The organism is Vibrio sp. VGrn 2 (assembly GCF_009361695.1).
Lineage (GTDB): Bacteria > Pseudomonadota > Gammaproteobacteria > Enterobacterales > Vibrionaceae > Vibrio > Vibrio diabolicus.
Genome location: NZ_RBWD01000008.1, coordinates 99746 through 116814, shown reverse-complemented (window position 1 = coordinate 116814; position 17069 = coordinate 99746). Strand labels below are relative to the sequence as shown.

Sequence of the window (17069 nt, the reverse complement as noted above, 5' to 3'; positions counted from 1 at the left end):
TTTAAAACAGTGATTCAGTTCAAGATTTTTTCACCTCATTGAATCCAGATTATCAAAAAATAATACCGACTTACTCCCCTTAAAACGCAACTAAAATTGCTATTACCGAGGATCATTATTTTCTATTGCGACCAATTGCAAATAGTGACGAACTGCAAGGATTGGATATGCAATTGTGTGGACAATCGCAGTCCTTAAAGTTTTGATGCAACAACGCAAGAGGTGGATATGTTTGGCTTCTTCAAAAGAAAAGCTTTAAAGAATATAGCGACGAATCTATATCAAGAATTGGTACGTGGACGCATACATGAGGGAACGCATTACGGACTCAGCGCAGATGATATATCAGAAAAGACAGGACTCAACACGTTCTCATCGCGCAGCCTCATTCATCGGCTTGTCGCAAGCGGATTGGTCGAAGAATACGATTTTTTGGATGTGGTTTGCTATCGAGCTGTTAATGTCCCGATTTATTTAGACGAAACATCTTCTCCAAACAGCATTTTCCAATACGTTAAGCGCGCAATTGCCCGAGTAGACTTCAAAGGTCTAACTTAATCCGAATACTAGATAAGGTTATATATGCTTGGCTTATTAGACACAAAGACTTTGAAGAACGCGACGATCGCTCTATATCACGAATTGGTTCGTGGCCGGATATACGAGGGTAAGCACTTTGGGCTCAATGCAGATGATATTTCCAAGAAAATAGGGTTAAATACTCACTCAGCAACGGCTCTCATTCATCGGCTTATCGATAACGAGTTGGTTGAAAAGTATGGGTTTAAGAATGATGTAAGTTATCGAGCTGCCAACATTCCAATCCACCTAGAACAAGTTTCGGCTCCAATCCAAATTTTCCAATACGTAAATCGCGTAATTGGCCGAGTAGACTTCAAAGGTATAGTTTAATCCAGATATGAAAAAACCGTCGTAATTGGCGGTTTTTTCATTTTAGTAAAGACTAAACATTCAATTTAGGTGCTTTTTGGTTATTTCTTTCGTGTTCTAACAGTTTGCGACATTTAAATGGAGTTGCAGTTTAAATCTGTGTTTCGACAGACGTTTCGTTAACTGAGTACGAGTTTGTTCCAACTTATCCAATGCAATGGTGTCGTCATCGACGTGTAAATCGATGTTAATACGAAGCTCTTGGCCCACTTTAGTGATACCCGCTAACTTTAGCTGGTGGTCAGATGTTTTTTCTATCTCTAGTACATCATTGCCAACGACCTGACATAGCTCTTTGCTTGGTGTCATCATTAGTAGCTCACGTAGTGCACCAACCAACATATCAAAAGGAACTTTCAGAAAGTAGAAGCCCATTAGCACCATCATCATAGGATCGGCATAAACCGCATATTCAGCGAATGGCGTTAGTGATACAACCCAAGCAGCAACAAATCCTACCGTCACCGCTACACTTAATAGTGTATCCATCTGCCACTGTTTTTTCTCTGCTTCAATCAAGCCTGATGAGAAGCGACGGCTGCGTTTCGCCATAAACCACCAAGCGTAACCACAACCGATGACGTTTACGATGCCGAATAGAGTGGCAATAGAAGCATCGACTTCACGGCCTCCGGACATCAATGCTGAAATTGCAGAGTAAAGAGAAAAGCTTACAACCACTAAAATAACAGCCGCTTTTATCGCAATAACGATTGGCTCTAAGACCGCTTTTCCAAATGGGAATACAGATTTTGAGGGCTTGTTAATATAGTAGGAAGCGGCCAGTGACAATAAAGTTAACAGTAAGCTGACCAAAGAGTAAACACCGTCAAAAACGATGACAATTGATCCTACAAGCAAGCCAAGTACCATACCACCAGCAGCGAACCCAGATGCTAAAAGGGCTGAAATGGTTAGAATACGGTTTTCGTTTTTGCTTGTCCTGTCACACATAAAAGATGCCTTTAAATTTTAATACCTTACTATTCTTCTCGCATAAGGTAATTTAGGCAACCACTAAGTGAGCAGGTTCTAATCTAAAAAGTTGCGTTTTTGTTTATGTTCTTATAAAACAATGACTTGTTGCATGATCTTGGTGCCAATAAAATTGGCGCTCACTGATAAAATGTTTAGAAGTCAAATAAATACTCGCTCAATTTATCCGCTAACCATGTCATTGCTGGGTGCTCAGTTTGACCGTTAGGTGAAAACATACAGTAATCTTCTTGTGTCAATCCGTATGTATGCTTGATAACGGCGAGCTTTTGCTGGCGAAGGTAATGGCGGATTAATGGTTCTGGCAGTACACCCCAAGCGTCTTCTTCTAAGATGGTGTTGAGCATGTAGTCAAAACTCGAAAAGCCAATGTATCGAGTCGAGAAAGGCTGCAGTTCAGGGTTGTCTTTCTCATTTAGGTACACCATCAACGCTTGCATCTGGCTGCGCAGATCTTCGTCTGAGACTCGGCGCATCTTACTTAGGCGGTGTTCTGCACTGCATACTGACATCATACGTATCTTGCCTAGTGGGTTATACACGATACGAGGATCGTCGACGCGCTCATAATCAACGCCGAAAGCAAAATCCACTTGGTGGGTACTGACTAAGTTGGCCAAGTCGCCACTGGATGCCAAGATTAAGTTGAAGGTTGTGGAAGGGAAGCGGTTATTCAGTGTATGAGAAAGCTCCTGCCAGAGATCATCAGGTAAGGAGTCGTCACGTGCAACCCAAACTTCCGCGTTAAAACCTTCCGAGATTTGAGCACAGGTTTTTCTTATCCGCTGTGCGATGATAAGTAGGTGTTCGCAATCTTTGTAAATGGCTTTCCCAGCTTCAGAGAGAGTGAGCTGGTTGCCAGTTCGGGTAAACAACTCAACGTTGAGATCTTTCTCTAAAGCCTTAATCGACATACTGAGTTTGGTGCGATTACAATCGAGTTGCCTTGCTGCTTCAGAAACAGAACCACACTCAGCGATGGTGCAGAAGGCTTCTACTTGAGTTAAGTTCATGATTTGACACAACCAATAAATGAATTCAAATAATTTGGGTATTATGCAGATATGCTCCCAAAGCCGTGAAAGATTATCGAAAAAAACGCGAATCCGCCAGATAAGTCTATGGTCTTTTAACGGTTTTGCGGTAATCTATGTGGGTTACAAAAAGTGAACATGGAGGCCACGATGGCACAAGATTGGGACGGCTTAGCAAAAAACTGGGAATCAAATCCAGCAACAGAGCAATTTGCGCAGTCGGTGTTTGAGCAGTTACAACAGCTAACTCAGCTTGATGGCATTAAAGTACTAGATTTTGGATGCGGAACAGGGCAGTTAAGTCAACGATTGTCACCGATGGTTAAAGACATCGTAGCATTAGACGCATCGGAAGCCATGATTGAAGAACTCGATAAAAAAGAGCTTGCCAATGTAGAACCTGTCGTAGATGCATTGTCTCGCGGCTTGGTCGCTCAGCATCCAGCGTTTCGTGGACAGTTTGACCTAGTAGTTGCATCGTCAGTTTTAGCGTTTGTGGAAGACTTAGACGCGTCATTAAAAATCTCGCATTCTTTACTTAACCACGGCGGTTACTTTGTTCATTTTGATTGGATTGCAGAATCTGAACAAGACGGTTTTACCCTTGAGAAGTCTAAACGTGCTTTGAAAGATGCAGGTTTTACTGAGGTTGAATCGCAACACGTTTTTGACATTACATCTGACGGTAAAACAATGTCGGTATTAATGGGGCTTGGTCGCCGTTAATACTGAATAAAGAACACCACATGATAAAAGCGAGCTACCTAGCTCGCTTTTTTCTTATCGGTTGAGGGTATGTACCTAAGTTAATCTCACTTGTTCTTCAACCTGTCGCTGGGGGTGTAAGCAAAGTGGGTCTCTAACAACCAAGTGTTCTGAGGTTATTTTTGGGCGACTATCCTGCGGATCTCCTCCAACACTTCAGGGTTGGCTATTGCGCCTAAATTTTCTACGCTCCGATTGTTAACGACTTGCTTAACGGCTAACTCGACCAATTTTCCCGAACGGGTCTTAGGTATATCGCTTATTGCGTAAATTGCACTAGGTACATGCCTTGGAGAACATGCAGACTTTAGCTGTGCTTTGATGGAGGCGATCATCTCGTCGTTGAGCTCTATCCCTTTCATTAATTGGACAAACAGCCATATTTGTTCGTTGCGATCGACTTCTTTTCCTACTGCGATGGAATCTAGAATACCGTCTATACTGTTCACTTGCTGATAGATTTCGGCCGTGCCGATTCTTACGCCACCGGGATTCAACGTGGTATCACTTCGACCATAAAACACGTATCCACCAACGCTGGTTTGTTCAACATCGTCGCCGTGGTGCCAAATATTGTCGAACTTATCCCAATAAGCACGATGATATCTCTCCCCGGTGTCGTTCCAAAAGCCAGCGGGGAAGTTGGGCAATGAATTGGCACAAACCAACTCACCGCGCTCTCCGATTACGCTATTACCCTGCGGGTTAAAGACTCTGACATCGACCCCTAATCCCGCTGATTGGCACTCTCCTCGATAAACGGGAGAAATAGGGTTGCCTAACACAAAGCAGCCACAAATGTCTGTCCCGCCTGAGATCGATGCGAGGTGGACATCTTCTTTAATGTGCTGATAGACATAATCAAACTGTTCTGGATACAGAACTGAGCCCGTTGAGCAAATGGTTTTCAGACTTGGAAATACATCACTTTTCGGCGGAGAAAAAGAAACTTTTTCCAATGCCTCTAGGTATTTCGCCGAAGTTCCAAACAGCGTCACTTCGGCTTGTTCAGCGAGGTCCCAAAGCACGTTATGAGTGGGATAAACAGGGCTACCATCAAAAATTACTAAACATGCGCCGCTCGCGAGTGAAGAAACGTGCCAGTTCCACATCATCCAGCCACAGGTCGTGTAATAAAACACTCTGTCGTTCGGTTGGATGTCGCAATGCAGTTGATGCTCTTTCAAATGGTTAAGCACTGTTCCGCCGACGGAATGAACGATGCATTTCGGTTTGCCTGTCGTGCCTGAAGAATAGAGCACAAATAGCGGATCGTTAAAATTAACACGAGTAAAAGTCAGCGCTTCAGGTGTGTATTGATTCAGGACGTTTTGCCAATCTTGAGTGCAGACGTCGCATTCAAAAATGTGTGGTTTCAGGTAGCTAATTTGGCAAACCTGTTTAAGACCATCAAGATGATCCGCAATATGCTGGTTTTTCTCAGACATATCGAAAGTTTTGCCATTGAATGTATAGCCATCACAAGTAAACAGGATTTTAGGTTTCACTTGACCAAAGCGCTCCAAAACGCTTTCAACGCCAAAATCAGGTGAGGTAGAAGTCCAGGTTGCCCCTAAACTGGTGGTTGCTAACATGGCTATCACCGTTTGAGGTAAGTGAGGCAAATAGCCAGCGACGACATCACCTTGCTTGATTCCACATTCTTTCAACCATTGCTGGACACTCGAAACTTCTTCACACAATTGTTTCCATGTGTAGGTTTGCTTTTCTTCACGTTCATTTTCAAACCAAATCGCGAGATCATCGGGTTGGTGACACGCGTAGGTTAGCAAGTTTTCGGCGTAGTTAATTTGTGCGTTTGGGAACCATTTCATGTCCCTATTTTCGACGGGTTGCTGCCAGCGACTTTCTGCTTGCTCCTTTACGGTCTCTCCTTGAGTACCAATGACGTCGCAGAATAACCAGACTTCTTGCCAAAATTTTTCCACATGATCGAGCGACCATTGATGCAGATCGGCGAAGTCTTCAATGGTATTTCCTTGTCGATTAATGTGTTCAATAAACTGTGTGATGTTGGCTTCTTCGATACGACTTTCGCTCGGTTGCCATACTTTGCTGCTCTCGCGCATAGGTCCCTCTATAACAAAGTGGTAACAGATTTTAGTTTGAGAGGAATACACGATAAAGTCAAACAAGCTAGATATTATATCGTGTCATAAAAATCATGCAGTTACGACGTGTTGTAAACAATATGTTACATCGAATCGATACTGAGAAAATCGTGTAGGGATTGGAAGCTCTCAAGACTGAAGATAGGCTTAATGTAAAGGATTTGTTAATGGAGATGTGCCATGACTCAGTATCGTTCTAAACCCGTAAACCAGGAAGGCAGGGTTGAATGGAGCCGTGAAGAAGACGCCATTTGGCGAGATTTGGTAACACGACAAATGGGTGTGATCCAAAACAGAGCTTGTAAGGCTTATTTACACGGTTTAACGCTGCTTGATTTACCTCAAGACCGCGTTCCTCAATTGCCAGAAATTAATCGTGTCCTGATGGAGACAACAGGTTGGCAAGTGGAGCCCGTTCCTGCGCTTATTGACTTCGACCGTTTTTTTAATCTGCTCGGTAATAAGCGCTTTCCCGTCGCCACATTCTTGCGTACCAGAGAAGAGTTCGATTACTTGCAAGAGCCGGATTTCTTCCATGAAATATTTGGTCATTGTGCGATGTTAACCAACCCAGATTTTGCTGCATTTACCGAACATTATGGTCAACTAGGGCAAGCCGCTACACCAAAACAAAGAGCGTATCTCGCTCGTCTCTACTGGTTTACCGTAGAATTTGGCTTGGTGAAAGAAGGGGACAAAACCAAAATTTACGGTGGTGGTATTCTCTCATCTCCTGGCGAAACCCTCTACGCATTAGAGAGTGATGTAGCAATTCGCGACCCATTTGAATTACAAACTGTGCTGAGAACGCCTTATCGTATCGACATAATGCAACCGAAGTACTACGTGATTGATGACTTTTCTCAGCTCTTTAAAATCAGTCAGTTAAATTTATTGAAACAAGCCGATCTAGCGATTGAAGCTGGACTGCTTCCTCCACTTTTTGAACCAAAGGAACCTGCTCATGTTGAATGAACAAAAATGCGAAGCTTGTAGTATCGATGCCATTGCACTAAGCAAAGAAGAACAACAATCTCTGCTGCTGCAATTGTCTGATTGGCAGATCATTGAAAGAGAAGACATACCTCAACTAGAAAAGGTGTATAAATTCAAAAACTTCAAACAAGCATGGGCTTTCAGTAACAAAATCGCGGAACTGGCAGAAGATGAGTTCCACCATCCTTCTATTTTGTTGGAGTGGGGTAAGGTCACCGTAACGTGGTGGAGTCACTCTATCAAAGGTCTGCATAAAAACGATTTTATCTGCGCATCAAAGTGTGACGCACTAGCATCGGCAGAGTAGGACATTACCTCACACAAAAAATGCCCGGTTTTATGCCGGGCGTTGTGTTTCTGTATGACTTTTACATTGCTTTATAGATTGATTCGGAAGACGGATGTCGTGCCAGATACTTCATTGCCAACAGCGATAAAATGACCACCATTGCGAGTAAAGTAATTAATGGATTCTGGGCCTAAATCGCCTGCTTTTGGATTGTATGTGTCGTTCGTGCATTCGCCATCTTCCACTTGTGTACACACTGGCTGATTGTAATCACGACGGTTTACGTAATGTAGGAACTGCACTTGTTTCGGATCGGTAATGTCATAAATCATAATACCGCCTTGGCGCTCCAAGCCGATAAACGCGTAATGGCGGCCGTTAATTTGTGCTACTTCAATCGCCTCTGGCTCAATGCCTTTATCATCACTTCGGTCATCGCCACTGTGATGGTTATCGTTGGTACTGTTGAAGTTTTTACCTTCATTCAGCAGCGCGATGGTCGCGAAATCGTCACCACTATCGAAGACCAACTTGCCGTTTTCATCCCAAATCGAGAATGAACGCGCGCCAAATGCTTGAACATTCTCTTGTGCAGAAAGCGTTTGTTCCGGCTTAATCACTTTTAAACGCGCGAGTTGTTTGTTGTCTTTTAGTGCTTCTGCCAGTGGGTGCTCTGCTGCTACTTTCAGCTTCTTACCGCGCACTTCATCAACATGGCTTAGACAGGTCCCTTGCTCAGATGTGTATTCATCTGTACCAAGGAAATCGTCTTCATCCCACATCAAGCCTGCTTTGTCGCAGTGTTCTTGAGTGGTTTTGAATCCGTACTCACGCCCGTCTCCTTCATTTGCAGATACGATGTAAGTACTCCCATCCACTGAGTAGCTGTCGATGGTGTCAGGCATAAATAAGCCAACCAGTTGTGGGTAGCTTTTCAAGTTTCCAATAATTTTGTCTTTGTTAGATGCATCGAGTTTAGCGTCCGACCAAGACTTCTCACCTAAGCCAACAATTTTTTCTACCGATTTGCTCACTGGATTGACGATTGCCATGGCGTTATTTTCTTGTAGCGCGACATAGATTTTACCGTTATCTGCAAAAGTGAGGTATTCAGGCTCTAGATCTTGAGCGATAGTGGCATTTGGCCCCGAAATACGCACATTCATTGGGAGCTCTGCTTTTCGTGAACCATCAAACTCATTAAAGCCAATTTGTGTCACTTCTGCTTGAGTAACGCCAAGGTTCAGATCGATCAAAGTGACGCTACCTTCAGGATCGACGCTGTAATCGCTGTTTGGTTCGCCCTCATTAGCGGTTGCGATGTATCGGCCATCTTTCGAGAAGCCCACCATGTCTGGCAAAGCGCCTGTTGGGAAAGTCGTGACTAATGACAAATCGTCGGAGCGGTACAAACCAACAATACCATTCGCTTGTTTATTACTGTTTTCAATCGCAACCGCGACCAAACCATTGAATACAGCGACACTGTTTGCTGCGCCAATTTCAATGCCCGCTGCTTCGCCAGCGCTGTTGAGGTCAATGAATGCGCTTTGCGTTGGTACGCCGTTGTCATCCATAGAAAGTACATCGACACGTTTTGCTTGAGCATTGACCACATAGAGCTTATCCGTACAGGCGTCATAACTGACGATTTCAGCTGCCGATGTGTCGAATGGGGCATCAGCAACGGATGTCCCGATAAACGTTAACCCTTGAATTGAAGTTTCCCCAGCAACGAGCGCAGTGGTAGGTTTGCATTGTGTAGCGAATGAAGCCACGGTATCTTCGGGTTGTGATGAACACGCGATGGCAAGTGATGACAATGCGAGTGCACCGATTGCCTTTAAAGGGGTGATCATGATATCTCCTTATCAATCCGATACGTTGTCAATCAGCATGGGGTTTATGCTTCTGTCCATTTCCGCAATTGGAATGATGGAACGCTGAATGACGTGTGATTTGGTAAGGCTCTGAATATATGTATGATTGATGACTCTTATATTGGCTTTTTATGAAACTAATATGTCATCAAAATGATGAAGTAGGGATAGAGGAATAATGGAATTAAAATCGTTTTTAGATTTATTGGCAGCTTCACCAGAGCAGGTCGAGTTTGAAGCAACGATGGCGGTGATCGAAGATAACTATACGTTTGAGCCAACCGCTTTTGTTAATGGTGAGACGCAAAACAATGCAGGTGAGAACAACGGTTCGTGTAAGATCTTCGCTTTCGGCTTGCTAAATAACCTAGACAAAGAAGCGACACTAGCCTGCTTTGGCCGTTTTTATCGTGAAGATGTATTGCAGCATCCAGAGAATAGCGATCACCAGAATATTCGTAATTTTATGGTAACAGGGTGGGATGGTATTAAGTTTGAAGCACCCGCTTTAACCGCTAAATAAACACCAGTCAGAAAACGATGATCAGTAAGCCAGTCGTATTACGCGACTGGCTTTTTTTCTAGACATTTTCGGCACAAACACAGCTGGTTGGTGTTTGGCTTGGGTAAATCACGGGTTTCAATAGTAAAGCACCAGCATGTCTCTTTGCCTGCGGCGATATCACAATGGGCTTGAGTCCCGCACTCAGGACAACTGTGCGTTGAATCTTCTCCTGCGATTTGTTCGATAATCGTGTTTCGTTGGAGATCGGTTTTGTCTTTCCATTGGATGATTTCATCCATCGTTCGGTGACAACCAGAGCATATTCCGGCGTTATTTTTACATGCTGCTCGACAAGGTGACTTCATTGCTTTCTCGTTCTCATTTTTTATGCCGCGTACTCTAGCACAAAGCGAGTCAAAGCCGCCAAAATAAACGTGAGTGCGATTTGCTGGTGAGGAGGGGGCGGCAGTGATATTCTTGGACGAGTTACCTCAAATCTTTGTCACTTATGTTAGAAAAAGAAAACCTCATTAAACTCGCTAGAATGCAAATGCCATTTGGCAAATATGCAGGGCGAGTGTTAATCGACCTACCTGAAGAATACTTACTGTGGTTCGATAAAAAGGGCTGGCCAAGCGGCGAACTAGGGGATTTGCTCAAGCTGTGTTTAGCGCTCAAAATTGAAGGCTTAGATAGTGTCGTGAAGCCTTTGAAGCGTATGTAACTAGCCACAGAAACTCCCACTTTTAATGAAAAGACTTATTATGAATTTTGATATCGATGCACTGAAACACCACCAATTGGTCGAAGATGGTAAATTAGAGGGATGTTACATTCATCAGCTAGCTCAAGGTAGCCAGCAAGATGACAAAGCTGTTTTGGCAGAGCGCCAAGCGTTGGAAAAAATGGGGTATAAGGTAATACAGGTTAAAGCTAAAGGCGGGACAACAACGTTTGCCGAGGCGATGCAAAAGCTTGCGAAGGAAACTGGTCACCTGCCTAAGGAGTAAGTGAGTGTAACCTGCCACAGCTTCCCTAGTTATTCCACGATACCATGTGTTTTCATCAAAAGAGCCAGACCGTTAGGCTGACTCTTTTTTGCTCCAAACCCGTTGAGAGCTTAAACATTGATCGTATCAATAAAGTCCGTCAGTAGAGAAACCAGTTAGTTGCATAAATAACGAGAAGGACTAGAAGACCTAGAAAGAATGGGAAGGTTAGCATCATTGCGAGCTTTTTCTTGAAGCTTGGTTTATCGAATACCACGCCTTCGGCCTCCCTTACTCTTCGCTCTTCATCAAAATGCCATTTAATAGCTAAGTAGGCTCCAATACCTAGTACAATAAGCTTAAAAGCTCCAGCAAAGTACGGAAAGAAGTTAGCCCAACTGTCGTTCATTATCCATCTCTCTCAAATTAAATATGGGCTTTACGGTAGCAGAATCCAAGGTTTATGTTTAGTGCTCTCCCAATGTCAGGCGCCCTGGCTAGCACAAGCCTACAGCTCGAGCTAGCTGTCCACAACTCTCTTTGCAATATCCTTGGTTATTAATGATTTAATAGAAAAGGACTAGAGCATTTATATCCAGAGGCGTGTCTGTATGGTTTGTAACGTCTTTGCCCCATTCCAATTTAGCTCGTTTGATCGTCTCTTTGCCTAATAGTTCCCATTTATAATGATCTTGCCGTGGTTCAAGGCCCATTTCATCCAATGTTACCGTTGCCAGCCCATCAACATGTGCAGTATAGGGTCTGAGTTTTGAGTGGATACAATCTTCTCGGATTAGCCACCATATCGTTCACGATGACCAACAGCCAAGGTCAGGTCACGCGTTTGTCTCACAGCCTAAAAGTGCAAGTGAGAACCGCGGTCACAGTAAAGAATTTGTTTTGTATCATCTTGGGTTTGCCATCATGCCAAGATTTATGATGGAGAAAGAGTTAGCTCGAGGAGATTAAGTTCGCATCCTATTTGATGTACACGACTTGGAGATTCCGACTTATGCGGTGTACTAACTACTAACTAATAGAAAGCTTCGATGTCGCTTCGAGTTGAGTTCTTGAAGAAAAAGGCCGGTGCGTTTGAATAGCATCGAACGCCACCTATTAAACTTAGTATTCCCGAAAGCAAAGCCCACCGAAAAGCGGGCTTTGTTCTCTTTTAGTAACGAGAATAACAACTAACTAGTAGTTAGCTTGAATGCTGACACCGCTATAGTTTGAGTAGCCTTGAATCATGACGTGGTAGCGTCCACTTTGTGTCGCGCTGACCGTACATGTTTCATTGTTACCGTATTTGAAAGGTCGGCAGTCCCATGCGTTCAGTGCTGGTTTTGCACCAAAACGGAGATACAGGTCTGCATCACCACTGCCACCATACATTTGTACGGTTAAGCGCTGCCCAGCTTCGACATCAACATAGTAATACGCTACTTGACCAGTTGAACCACTTAAACCACTTACTGGCACGCCCGAGGTTAATTTGCCTTCTGGGTCCGGTGTTGGATCTGGGCCACCGCAGTCTTGGCCACAATCTGCATCCGTTAAGCTATAAAGTAGCTTGTTCACGCTGCCTCTTGTGTCCGTCACCTTTCCGCTAGTTGCGCGGCTAACGATCAAGGCCTCTACTTGGCTTGGAGACAGTGAACTGTTTTCTTGAAGATACAATGCTGCTACACCCGCTACATGTGGCGTCGCCATCGATGTACCACTAATGGTTTTGTAACCACCGTCATACCACGCAGATTTGATTTGTGAGCCTGGCGCAAATACGTCCACACAACTGCCCCAGTTTGAAAAACTCGAACGTGCATCCGTGCTGGTGGTCGAGCCGACAGTTACACCAGTAGCAACGCGCGCTGGAGAGTAGTTACAAGCATCAGCATTCGAGTTACCTGCTGCTAGCATAAAGCTGACACCTGATTGAACCGCACTTTGCACCGCACTATCGAGAGCGACAGATTGACCGCCACCTAAACTCATATTGGCGACTGAAGGTCCGGAAGCGTTCGCAGCCACCCAATCCACGCCGGCGATAACACCAGACGTAGACCCCGATCCGCTACAGCTCAATACTCTTACGCCGACAAGGTTGACGTTTTTCGCAACACCATACAAGCTGCCGCCAATGGTGCCCGCCACGTGTGTGCCGTGTCCATTACAGTCACTTGCATCTGCATCGTTGTCGACAAAGTCATACCCAGAAACCGAGCGACCACCGAACTCAACATGCGCGTTATTCACACCAGTATCGATAACATAAGCCGTTACCCCAGTCCCATCAAAGTTGGCACTGTAGTTGTTATCGAGTGGCAAGTTTCGTTGGTCGATTCGGTCTAGTCCTCAAATGGCATTGGTTTGATTTGCGTCTGCCGAGACTATTGGGTCAAGCGATAGGATTCTGTCTTGCTCAATGTAGTCCACACGAGGATCAGAACGCAGATCTTTCAGTTGCTCAGGACTCAAGTTAGCGACAAATCCACTTATCGAGTGGTCAAAAACCGACTCCACTTTTATCGAATACAAACCAGACATGCGGTCTACAGACTGTTGCGTGAATTGCTCGAATTCCGGTGAGCTGCTCGCCATCATTTGCGGTTGTTGAAATACCACTATATATCGATCTGCAATGGCGATGTCGTCCGGTGCAAGCATCAAAGTGGCAGGCAGTGTGTCGGGAGCTTGTTGTAACTCTGCACTGTCCGCAATCTCATTGGGTTGCGAAAAAGCGAGAGAAGAATGAAAACAGAGCGCGGAGGTGATACAACAACTTAGTAGTTTCTTTAACATAAAATGTTCCTTGAAATCATAGTCTTGTTGATTTTACCTAGTACCAAACTGTCAACACGAAAACACAGACAATCAGCGTAGTACGCTCAATACGTGCTGCAGTGACGTTACACAAATCAAACTAGACAATGAGTAACCATATGCATAATTGATAATAATTCGCATACTCAGAAACATGATCAATAACTAAGCTTTATTGAAATTGAAATGCAAAGATTCATTTAGATTTAGAGCAAAATCCCTAAAATAGAATAATTCTACACACCTAGCTTATTGCCTGTTATATGCACTATTCTTACCGATAATTTACGCAATAAAAACCTAACTATCCTTTCATTGGTCATGACTCAAATTGGTTGATAGATGTTAATATAGCCACCTGGTTTCTGATGTTTTTTAACTCATGGCTACTATCTAAGTTCAATGTCGTTTCTGTAATAAAACAGAGCCCGTCCGTGAACATGGAAAAGGGCATTCTGGCTTTCCTCGTTTCAGGTGTATCGAATGTCGAAAGGGCTTTCAACTCGATTAAGTTTACGAAGCCCGCAAGCCAGATGTAAAAGAAAAAATTGTCGATATGTCAATGAATAGCTCTGGAGTTAGGGAAACAGCACAAGTGTTGAATGTCGCATACAACACGGTATTGAGCACTTTAAAAAAATCTCGCCAAGGTAAGTAACCTCAATACCTTTCGATAGAGCAAATATAAGACTAATTTGTAAACTTGAAAGGCTAGCTGCATTGGTTGAAGAATATGAGGAAAAACACTTTCCCATTTAAGAACTGCAACACACCTTTGCTCCTTTCCGTGCCAGTGACGCTCAATCTCACAAATCACAGTGAGTGGGTTTGACCTACTTTTCCTTGTCTGTGTAGTGTCTGGTAAGTCGGAGGACTATCATCTTATGCTTTATTTGTTGTACAGTTTGTGGTTATAAACGCCGTTAATTTTCATACGCATTGAGCGCTTGCAGCAGCAAAGGCTTAACGATGGGGTAAATTTGATTTAAACGCAACTGGTAGAAATCAAACGCTTCTTTCCAAGACTCTTCGTTCTGCCAGTCAAGAGTTATTACAGGTAGCGAGATTTTTAGCTTCTCTGGGACAAATTCAGAGTCCTCCGGCAATAGTGGCATCAATGACTCTCGCCTAGCATACAGGTACTCAAACAAGTATTGCCCAAGTGCGTCATTTCTGAATCTCACAAAGACACCCACCTCATTGGGTTTAGATCGGTAAGTTGTTATCCAACTATTGTGTGCCCTTGGTGGTAACTCGAACCATAAGTGCCCCTTAGTCGAAGGGGTTGGTAACCTTACACTAGTGTCATCAAGCTCAAGATAATCAAGCAATGCACTCCAATACTCATAGGATTGACCAGAACCTTTGTTTGTGGCTGATTCATTTTGCTCGTTGATGGATTCCAGTTTCTCAGTAACTTCACTACTCACTTGATTAATCGAAATCACTCGGCGCTCAGTAATTTCAGTTTTGCGCATCACTTGAGGATTCACGAGCAGTTGTTCGCCTGGCATGTGGAAGATCTGCACTTCAACCATGGCAAAAGAAAACTCCATTGATGCATGCGTATTAAGAAAGTCCTTTATCTCAAAAGCCCCCTCTCGAATACCATCGCCCACGACCAATAATAAGAAGCGGCCTTTTGAGAGGTTTCGCTGGACCGTATCAATGAATGAGGCTTCTAATACTTCATGGCCATCCGCCTTAACCAATTCAAAAAGCGACAGACCACCATTAATTGCACAAACCTTAGTATCAAGTTCGTCGTAGCTCCAATTCATCAAGTCTTTAGCGTAATCGAGTATCTGTCCAATCACTTCTCTACGAGATTGAGGATTACGATAGAGTTTGGTTTCCGCGATGACCAATCGGCCCGATGGCGTCACATAGATGCAGTCCACTCGACCCGACTTAGTGGCAAGCTCCATACACACTGGTATCGCACCGGTATAGTCCGCATCAATCTCATAAAAGGGTAATAGGTCAGCGTTAGCAAAGATAAGTTGCTGTAACCACTTCTCATCGTAGATACCTGCTGCCTGCAACTCGACTCGTTGAAGCCTCTGAACGCTGCTTTCGGGGGATACGATGATTGGACCATTGCTCATGAAAGAACTCCGTTGCGACCTAAAAACGCTGAGAAAAACAAACCGTAAGATTAGCTCAACGCATTACTTTACGGCGTTTACGAAGTCTCATTTTCCTACTTTGACTTGCTTACTTCATTAGTCAGCAAGCAGTGCAGCACGATCACCGCTAGCACGTCTTTGCCCCAAAGTTTGTTAACGTCGGAAAGCTTGAAAGCATTGAGGATTTGTGTCTTCAATACTTGAGCTAATGCAGGGCAAACCAGAGCCCGTTGTGTGTGGACTTGATATTTGGGGTTCATTTTCTCTTTTGTGATGGACCATTTCGATATGATTTGTGATGGAAGGAACACTGTTATGTTTAACGACTAGAAGCGCACATAAGATCTGAGTTTAAAATCTTGACAAATCCGAGAGTTAAGCTAAAAATAGCTATTAATCTTTACGCGTTAGAAGCGTTGTTGACTTCATCTGGTGTATCACTGGAATATTTTGATTGTTTATATTTTGACCACGGTCACGACAAAAATCGCTTCGCGATTTGTTGTCGCAACCGTGCCCATCTAGGTAAAGATTAGAACGGCCTCATTATGAGGCCGTTTCTGTTATTGTTGGTCATATGGAAGATATTAAAGAACTTACCTCAGCATTTCTTACCAATGTTGAAGTAGAAAAAATTAGTCTTAAAAACCTCCCAAACTACGTTTTCTTTTGTGGTGGAGGACTAAATGGTGATGACTTGTCAAATATAGGCAAGGAGCAAGAAGATCAAGTCAAGTCTTTACGCAGCGCAGTTTTGCACTATCTCAGTAGTAGAGAAAAAGAATTATACCAAAATGTGATTCTTGCAGAGGAATTTCATGATTGGCTAGAGGACGCTAACATCAATAACCTTATTGATTTTGAAGTCTTATTAGCAGGTCTTGCCGCAGCAGTTGTACTCATTGTTGAAGGACCCGGAGCCCATGCTGAACTTGGAGCCTTTAGTGTTATGCCAGAGATATCCTCTAAGCTCATAACAATCTACAACACAAACGATGTTAGTGATGGTCAACGGACATTTATTGAATGGGGACCGATTAAGTATCTCGAAAAAAATGATAAAACAGTTCTACGGCACGAGTGGGGTGTTAACTATCAAGTAACAAACAATACCATATCTCAAGTCATAGAAAACGATGCAGGTTTCCAATCGCTAATAAATCTGATTGGTTATCAATTGGCGAATGATATTCAAGAAAAGAGCAAGCAGACCTCCTCTTTTTCAAAAGAAAACCCTTCAAATATGTGCTTACTCGTTGCTGATTTAATATACGTTTTTTCTGCACTTAAGCTGAGGGAAATTAAATCATACATAAATGATCACTTAAAAATAGATCTTGAAGAAAAGGTTTTGAAAGAGTATTTGTACTCTTTAAAAAATTTGGGGTTGATTAAAGAGAAAAACGCAGGGGCAAAATATTTTTTGCCTACGGATAAGAATCAGGGTTTTATAAAATATCAATTTAGAAACACACCTGATAAGGAACTAAACTATTCTGTAAGTTCAGTGAAGTCCACCTTACTTTCTCTATATTTGAAAAATGATAAAGAAAGGCAGTATGCTATGGGGTTAGGTCGTTAAT

The 17069-nt window shown here is 43.4% G+C and carries 17 protein-coding genes and 2 pseudogenes; 10 read left to right on the top strand and 9 right to left on the bottom strand.

Translation table 11 applies throughout. The features are described from left to right. Positions 1-228 precede the first annotated feature (228 nt). Together D8S93_RS14640 and D8S93_RS14635 are read left to right on the top strand one after the other, a co-directional pair. Entirely contained in the window at positions 229-558 is a 330-nt protein-coding gene (locus D8S93_RS14640) for a hypothetical protein (RefSeq protein WP_152813944.1), read from the top strand. A 24-nt stretch (positions 559-582) separates the two neighbouring features. Continuing rightward, on the top strand, positions 583-912 hold the full coding sequence (locus D8S93_RS14635) for a hypothetical protein (protein ID WP_152813942.1): 330 nt from the start codon (positions 583-585) through the stop codon (positions 910-912). A gap of 96 nt (positions 913-1008) precedes the next feature. Here D8S93_RS14635 and D8S93_RS14630 read toward each other — a convergent pair whose 3' ends face one another. Together D8S93_RS14630 and D8S93_RS14625 are read right to left on the bottom strand one after the other, a co-directional pair. Continuing rightward, on the bottom strand, positions 1009-1905 hold the full coding sequence (locus D8S93_RS14630) for a cation diffusion facilitator family transporter (protein WP_005391129.1): 897 nt from the start codon (positions 1903-1905) through the stop codon (positions 1009-1011). A gap of 176 nt (positions 1906-2081) precedes the next feature. Next, positions 2082-2960 carry a LysR family transcriptional regulator gene (locus tag D8S93_RS14625; protein ID WP_006742040.1) on the bottom strand — a complete coding sequence of 293 codons (879 nt, stop codon included), beginning with the start codon at positions 2958-2960 and terminating at the stop codon, positions 2082-2084. 171 nt (positions 2961-3131) lie between these two features. On the opposite strand from D8S93_RS14625, the gene D8S93_RS14620 reads away from it, so the two are divergent. Beyond that, entirely contained in the window at positions 3132-3707 is a 576-nt protein-coding gene (locus tag D8S93_RS14620) for a class I SAM-dependent DNA methyltransferase (protein ID WP_193621616.1), read from the top strand. Between the two features lie 155 nt (positions 3708-3862). On the opposite strand, the gene D8S93_RS14615 is transcribed toward D8S93_RS14620, so the two are convergent. Then, positions 3863-5836 carry an acetoacetate--CoA ligase gene (locus D8S93_RS14615; RefSeq protein WP_152813938.1) on the bottom strand — a complete coding sequence of 658 codons (1974 nt, stop codon included), beginning with the start codon at positions 5834-5836 and terminating at the stop codon, positions 3863-3865. Positions 5837-6058: 222 nt separating this feature from the next. Here D8S93_RS14615 and phhA point away from each other — a divergent pair, with 222 nt between their 5' ends. Both phhA and D8S93_RS14605 read left to right on the top strand, forming a co-directional pair. Further along, positions 6059-6853 (top strand): phenylalanine 4-monooxygenase, encoded by a 795-nt coding sequence (gene phhA / locus D8S93_RS14610; RefSeq protein ID WP_005391119.1) that lies wholly within the window; start codon positions 6059-6061, stop codon positions 6851-6853. Further along, the gene (locus D8S93_RS14605) at positions 6843-7181 is read left to right on the top strand and encodes a 4a-hydroxytetrahydrobiopterin dehydratase (protein WP_005375563.1); all 339 of its coding nucleotides are present in this window, start codon (positions 6843-6845) and stop codon (positions 7179-7181) included. The genes phhA and D8S93_RS14605 overlap by 11 nt, the downstream gene beginning before the upstream one ends. A gap of 71 nt (positions 7182-7252) precedes the next feature. On the opposite strand, the gene D8S93_RS14600 is transcribed toward D8S93_RS14605, so the two are convergent. After that, entirely contained in the window at positions 7253-9022 is a 1770-nt protein-coding gene (locus D8S93_RS14600; protein WP_152813936.1) for a choice-of-anchor I family protein, read from the bottom strand. A 199-nt stretch (positions 9023-9221) separates the two neighbouring features. Between D8S93_RS14600 and D8S93_RS14595 the strand changes: the two genes are divergently transcribed. Further along, positions 9222-9566, top strand: a complete 345-nt coding sequence (locus tag D8S93_RS14595) for a HopJ type III effector protein (protein WP_065646937.1) — start codon at positions 9222-9224, stop codon at positions 9564-9566. Between the two features lie 38 nt (positions 9567-9604). Here D8S93_RS14595 and D8S93_RS14590 read toward each other — a convergent pair whose 3' ends face one another. Next, a complete protein-coding gene (locus D8S93_RS14590) occupies positions 9605-9913 on the bottom strand; it encodes a cysteine-rich CWC family protein (RefSeq protein WP_152813934.1) in 309 nt (102 codons plus the stop codon). A 143-nt stretch (positions 9914-10056) separates the two neighbouring features. On the opposite strand from D8S93_RS14590, the gene D8S93_RS14585 reads away from it, so the two are divergent. Further along, entirely contained in the window at positions 10057-10272 is a 216-nt protein-coding gene (locus tag D8S93_RS14585; protein WP_005375557.1) for a DUF3820 family protein, read from the top strand. Positions 10273-10312: 40 nt separating this feature from the next. Continuing rightward, positions 10313-10558: a hypothetical protein gene (locus D8S93_RS14580; protein WP_152813931.1), complete on the top strand. Its 246-nt coding sequence runs from the start codon at positions 10313-10315 to the stop codon at positions 10556-10558. A 139-nt stretch (positions 10559-10697) separates the two neighbouring features. On the opposite strand, the gene D8S93_RS14575 is transcribed toward D8S93_RS14580, so the two are convergent. Together D8S93_RS14575 and D8S93_RS14565 are read right to left on the bottom strand one after the other, a co-directional pair. Further along, a complete protein-coding gene (locus D8S93_RS14575) occupies positions 10698-10946 on the bottom strand; it encodes a hypothetical protein (protein WP_152813929.1) in 249 nt (82 codons plus the stop codon). Between the two features lie 785 nt (positions 10947-11731). Beyond that, positions 11732-13336 (bottom strand): annotated as a pseudogene (locus D8S93_RS14565) (S8 family peptidase). Between the two features lie 421 nt (positions 13337-13757). Here D8S93_RS14565 and D8S93_RS14560 point away from each other — a divergent pair. After that, positions 13758-14107, top strand: a pseudogene (locus D8S93_RS14560) (IS1-like element transposase); the annotation flags it as partial. Positions 14108-14280: 173 nt separating this feature from the next. Here the strand turns inward: D8S93_RS14560 and D8S93_RS14555 are convergent. Both D8S93_RS14555 and D8S93_RS14550 read right to left on the bottom strand, forming a co-directional pair. Continuing rightward, on the bottom strand, positions 14281-15465 hold the full coding sequence (locus D8S93_RS14555; protein ID WP_152813927.1) for a hypothetical protein: 1185 nt from the start codon (positions 15463-15465) through the stop codon (positions 14281-14283). Between the two features lie 95 nt (positions 15466-15560). Then, on the bottom strand, positions 15561-15746 hold the full coding sequence (locus D8S93_RS14550) for a hypothetical protein (RefSeq protein ID WP_152813925.1): 186 nt from the start codon (positions 15744-15746) through the stop codon (positions 15561-15563). Between the two features lie 317 nt (positions 15747-16063). Here D8S93_RS14550 and D8S93_RS14545 point away from each other — a divergent pair, with 317 nt between their 5' ends. After that, positions 16064-17068 carry a retron St85 family effector protein gene (locus D8S93_RS14545; protein WP_095661247.1) on the top strand — a complete coding sequence of 335 codons (1005 nt, stop codon included), beginning with the start codon at positions 16064-16066 and terminating at the stop codon, positions 17066-17068. Position 17069: the final 1 nt, after the last annotated feature.

Bases quoted from the DNA above. Each gene is read 5' to 3' on its own strand.
- D8S93_RS14545 (WP_095661247.1), top strand. From the start codon at position 16,064: ATGGAAGATATTAAAGAACTTACCTCAGCATTTCTTACCAATGTTGAA.
- D8S93_RS14580 (WP_152813931.1), top strand. From the start codon at position 10,313: ATGAATTTTGATATCGATGCACTGAAACACCACCAATTGGTCGAAGAT.
- D8S93_RS14575 (WP_152813929.1), bottom strand. From the start codon at position 10,946: ATGAACGACAGTTGGGCTAACTTCTTTCCGTACTTTGCTGGAGCTTTT.
- D8S93_RS14550 (WP_152813925.1), bottom strand. From the start codon at position 15,746: ATGAACCCCAAATATCAAGTCCACACACAACGGGCTCTGGTTTGCCCT.
- D8S93_RS14595 (WP_065646937.1), top strand. From the start codon at position 9,222: ATGGAATTAAAATCGTTTTTAGATTTATTGGCAGCTTCACCAGAGCAG.
- D8S93_RS14625 (WP_006742040.1), bottom strand. From the start codon at position 2,960: ATGAACTTAACTCAAGTAGAAGCCTTCTGCACCATCGCTGAGTGTGGT.
- D8S93_RS14640 (WP_152813944.1), top strand. From the start codon at position 229: ATGTTTGGCTTCTTCAAAAGAAAAGCTTTAAAGAATATAGCGACGAAT.
- D8S93_RS14630 (WP_005391129.1), bottom strand. From the start codon at position 1,905: ATGTGTGACAGGACAAGCAAAAACGAAAACCGTATTCTAACCATTTCA.
- D8S93_RS14600 (WP_152813936.1), bottom strand. From the start codon at position 9,022: ATGATCACCCCTTTAAAGGCAATCGGTGCACTCGCATTGTCATCACTT.
- D8S93_RS14590 (WP_152813934.1), bottom strand. From the start codon at position 9,913: ATGAAGTCACCTTGTCGAGCAGCATGTAAAAATAACGCCGGAATATGC.
- D8S93_RS14635 (WP_152813942.1), top strand. From the start codon at position 583: ATGCTTGGCTTATTAGACACAAAGACTTTGAAGAACGCGACGATCGCT.
- D8S93_RS14555 (WP_152813927.1), bottom strand. From the start codon at position 15,465: ATGAGCAATGGTCCAATCATCGTATCCCCCGAAAGCAGCGTTCAGAGG.
- D8S93_RS14620 (WP_193621616.1), top strand. From the start codon at position 3,132: ATGGCACAAGATTGGGACGGCTTAGCAAAAAACTGGGAATCAAATCCA.
- D8S93_RS14605 (WP_005375563.1), top strand. From the start codon at position 6,843: ATGTTGAATGAACAAAAATGCGAAGCTTGTAGTATCGATGCCATTGCA.
- phhA (WP_005391119.1), top strand. From the start codon at position 6,059: ATGACTCAGTATCGTTCTAAACCCGTAAACCAGGAAGGCAGGGTTGAA.
- D8S93_RS14615 (WP_152813938.1), bottom strand. From the start codon at position 5,836: ATGCGCGAGAGCAGCAAAGTATGGCAACCGAGCGAAAGTCGTATCGAA.
- D8S93_RS14585 (WP_005375557.1), top strand. From the start codon at position 10,057: ATGTTAGAAAAAGAAAACCTCATTAAACTCGCTAGAATGCAAATGCCA.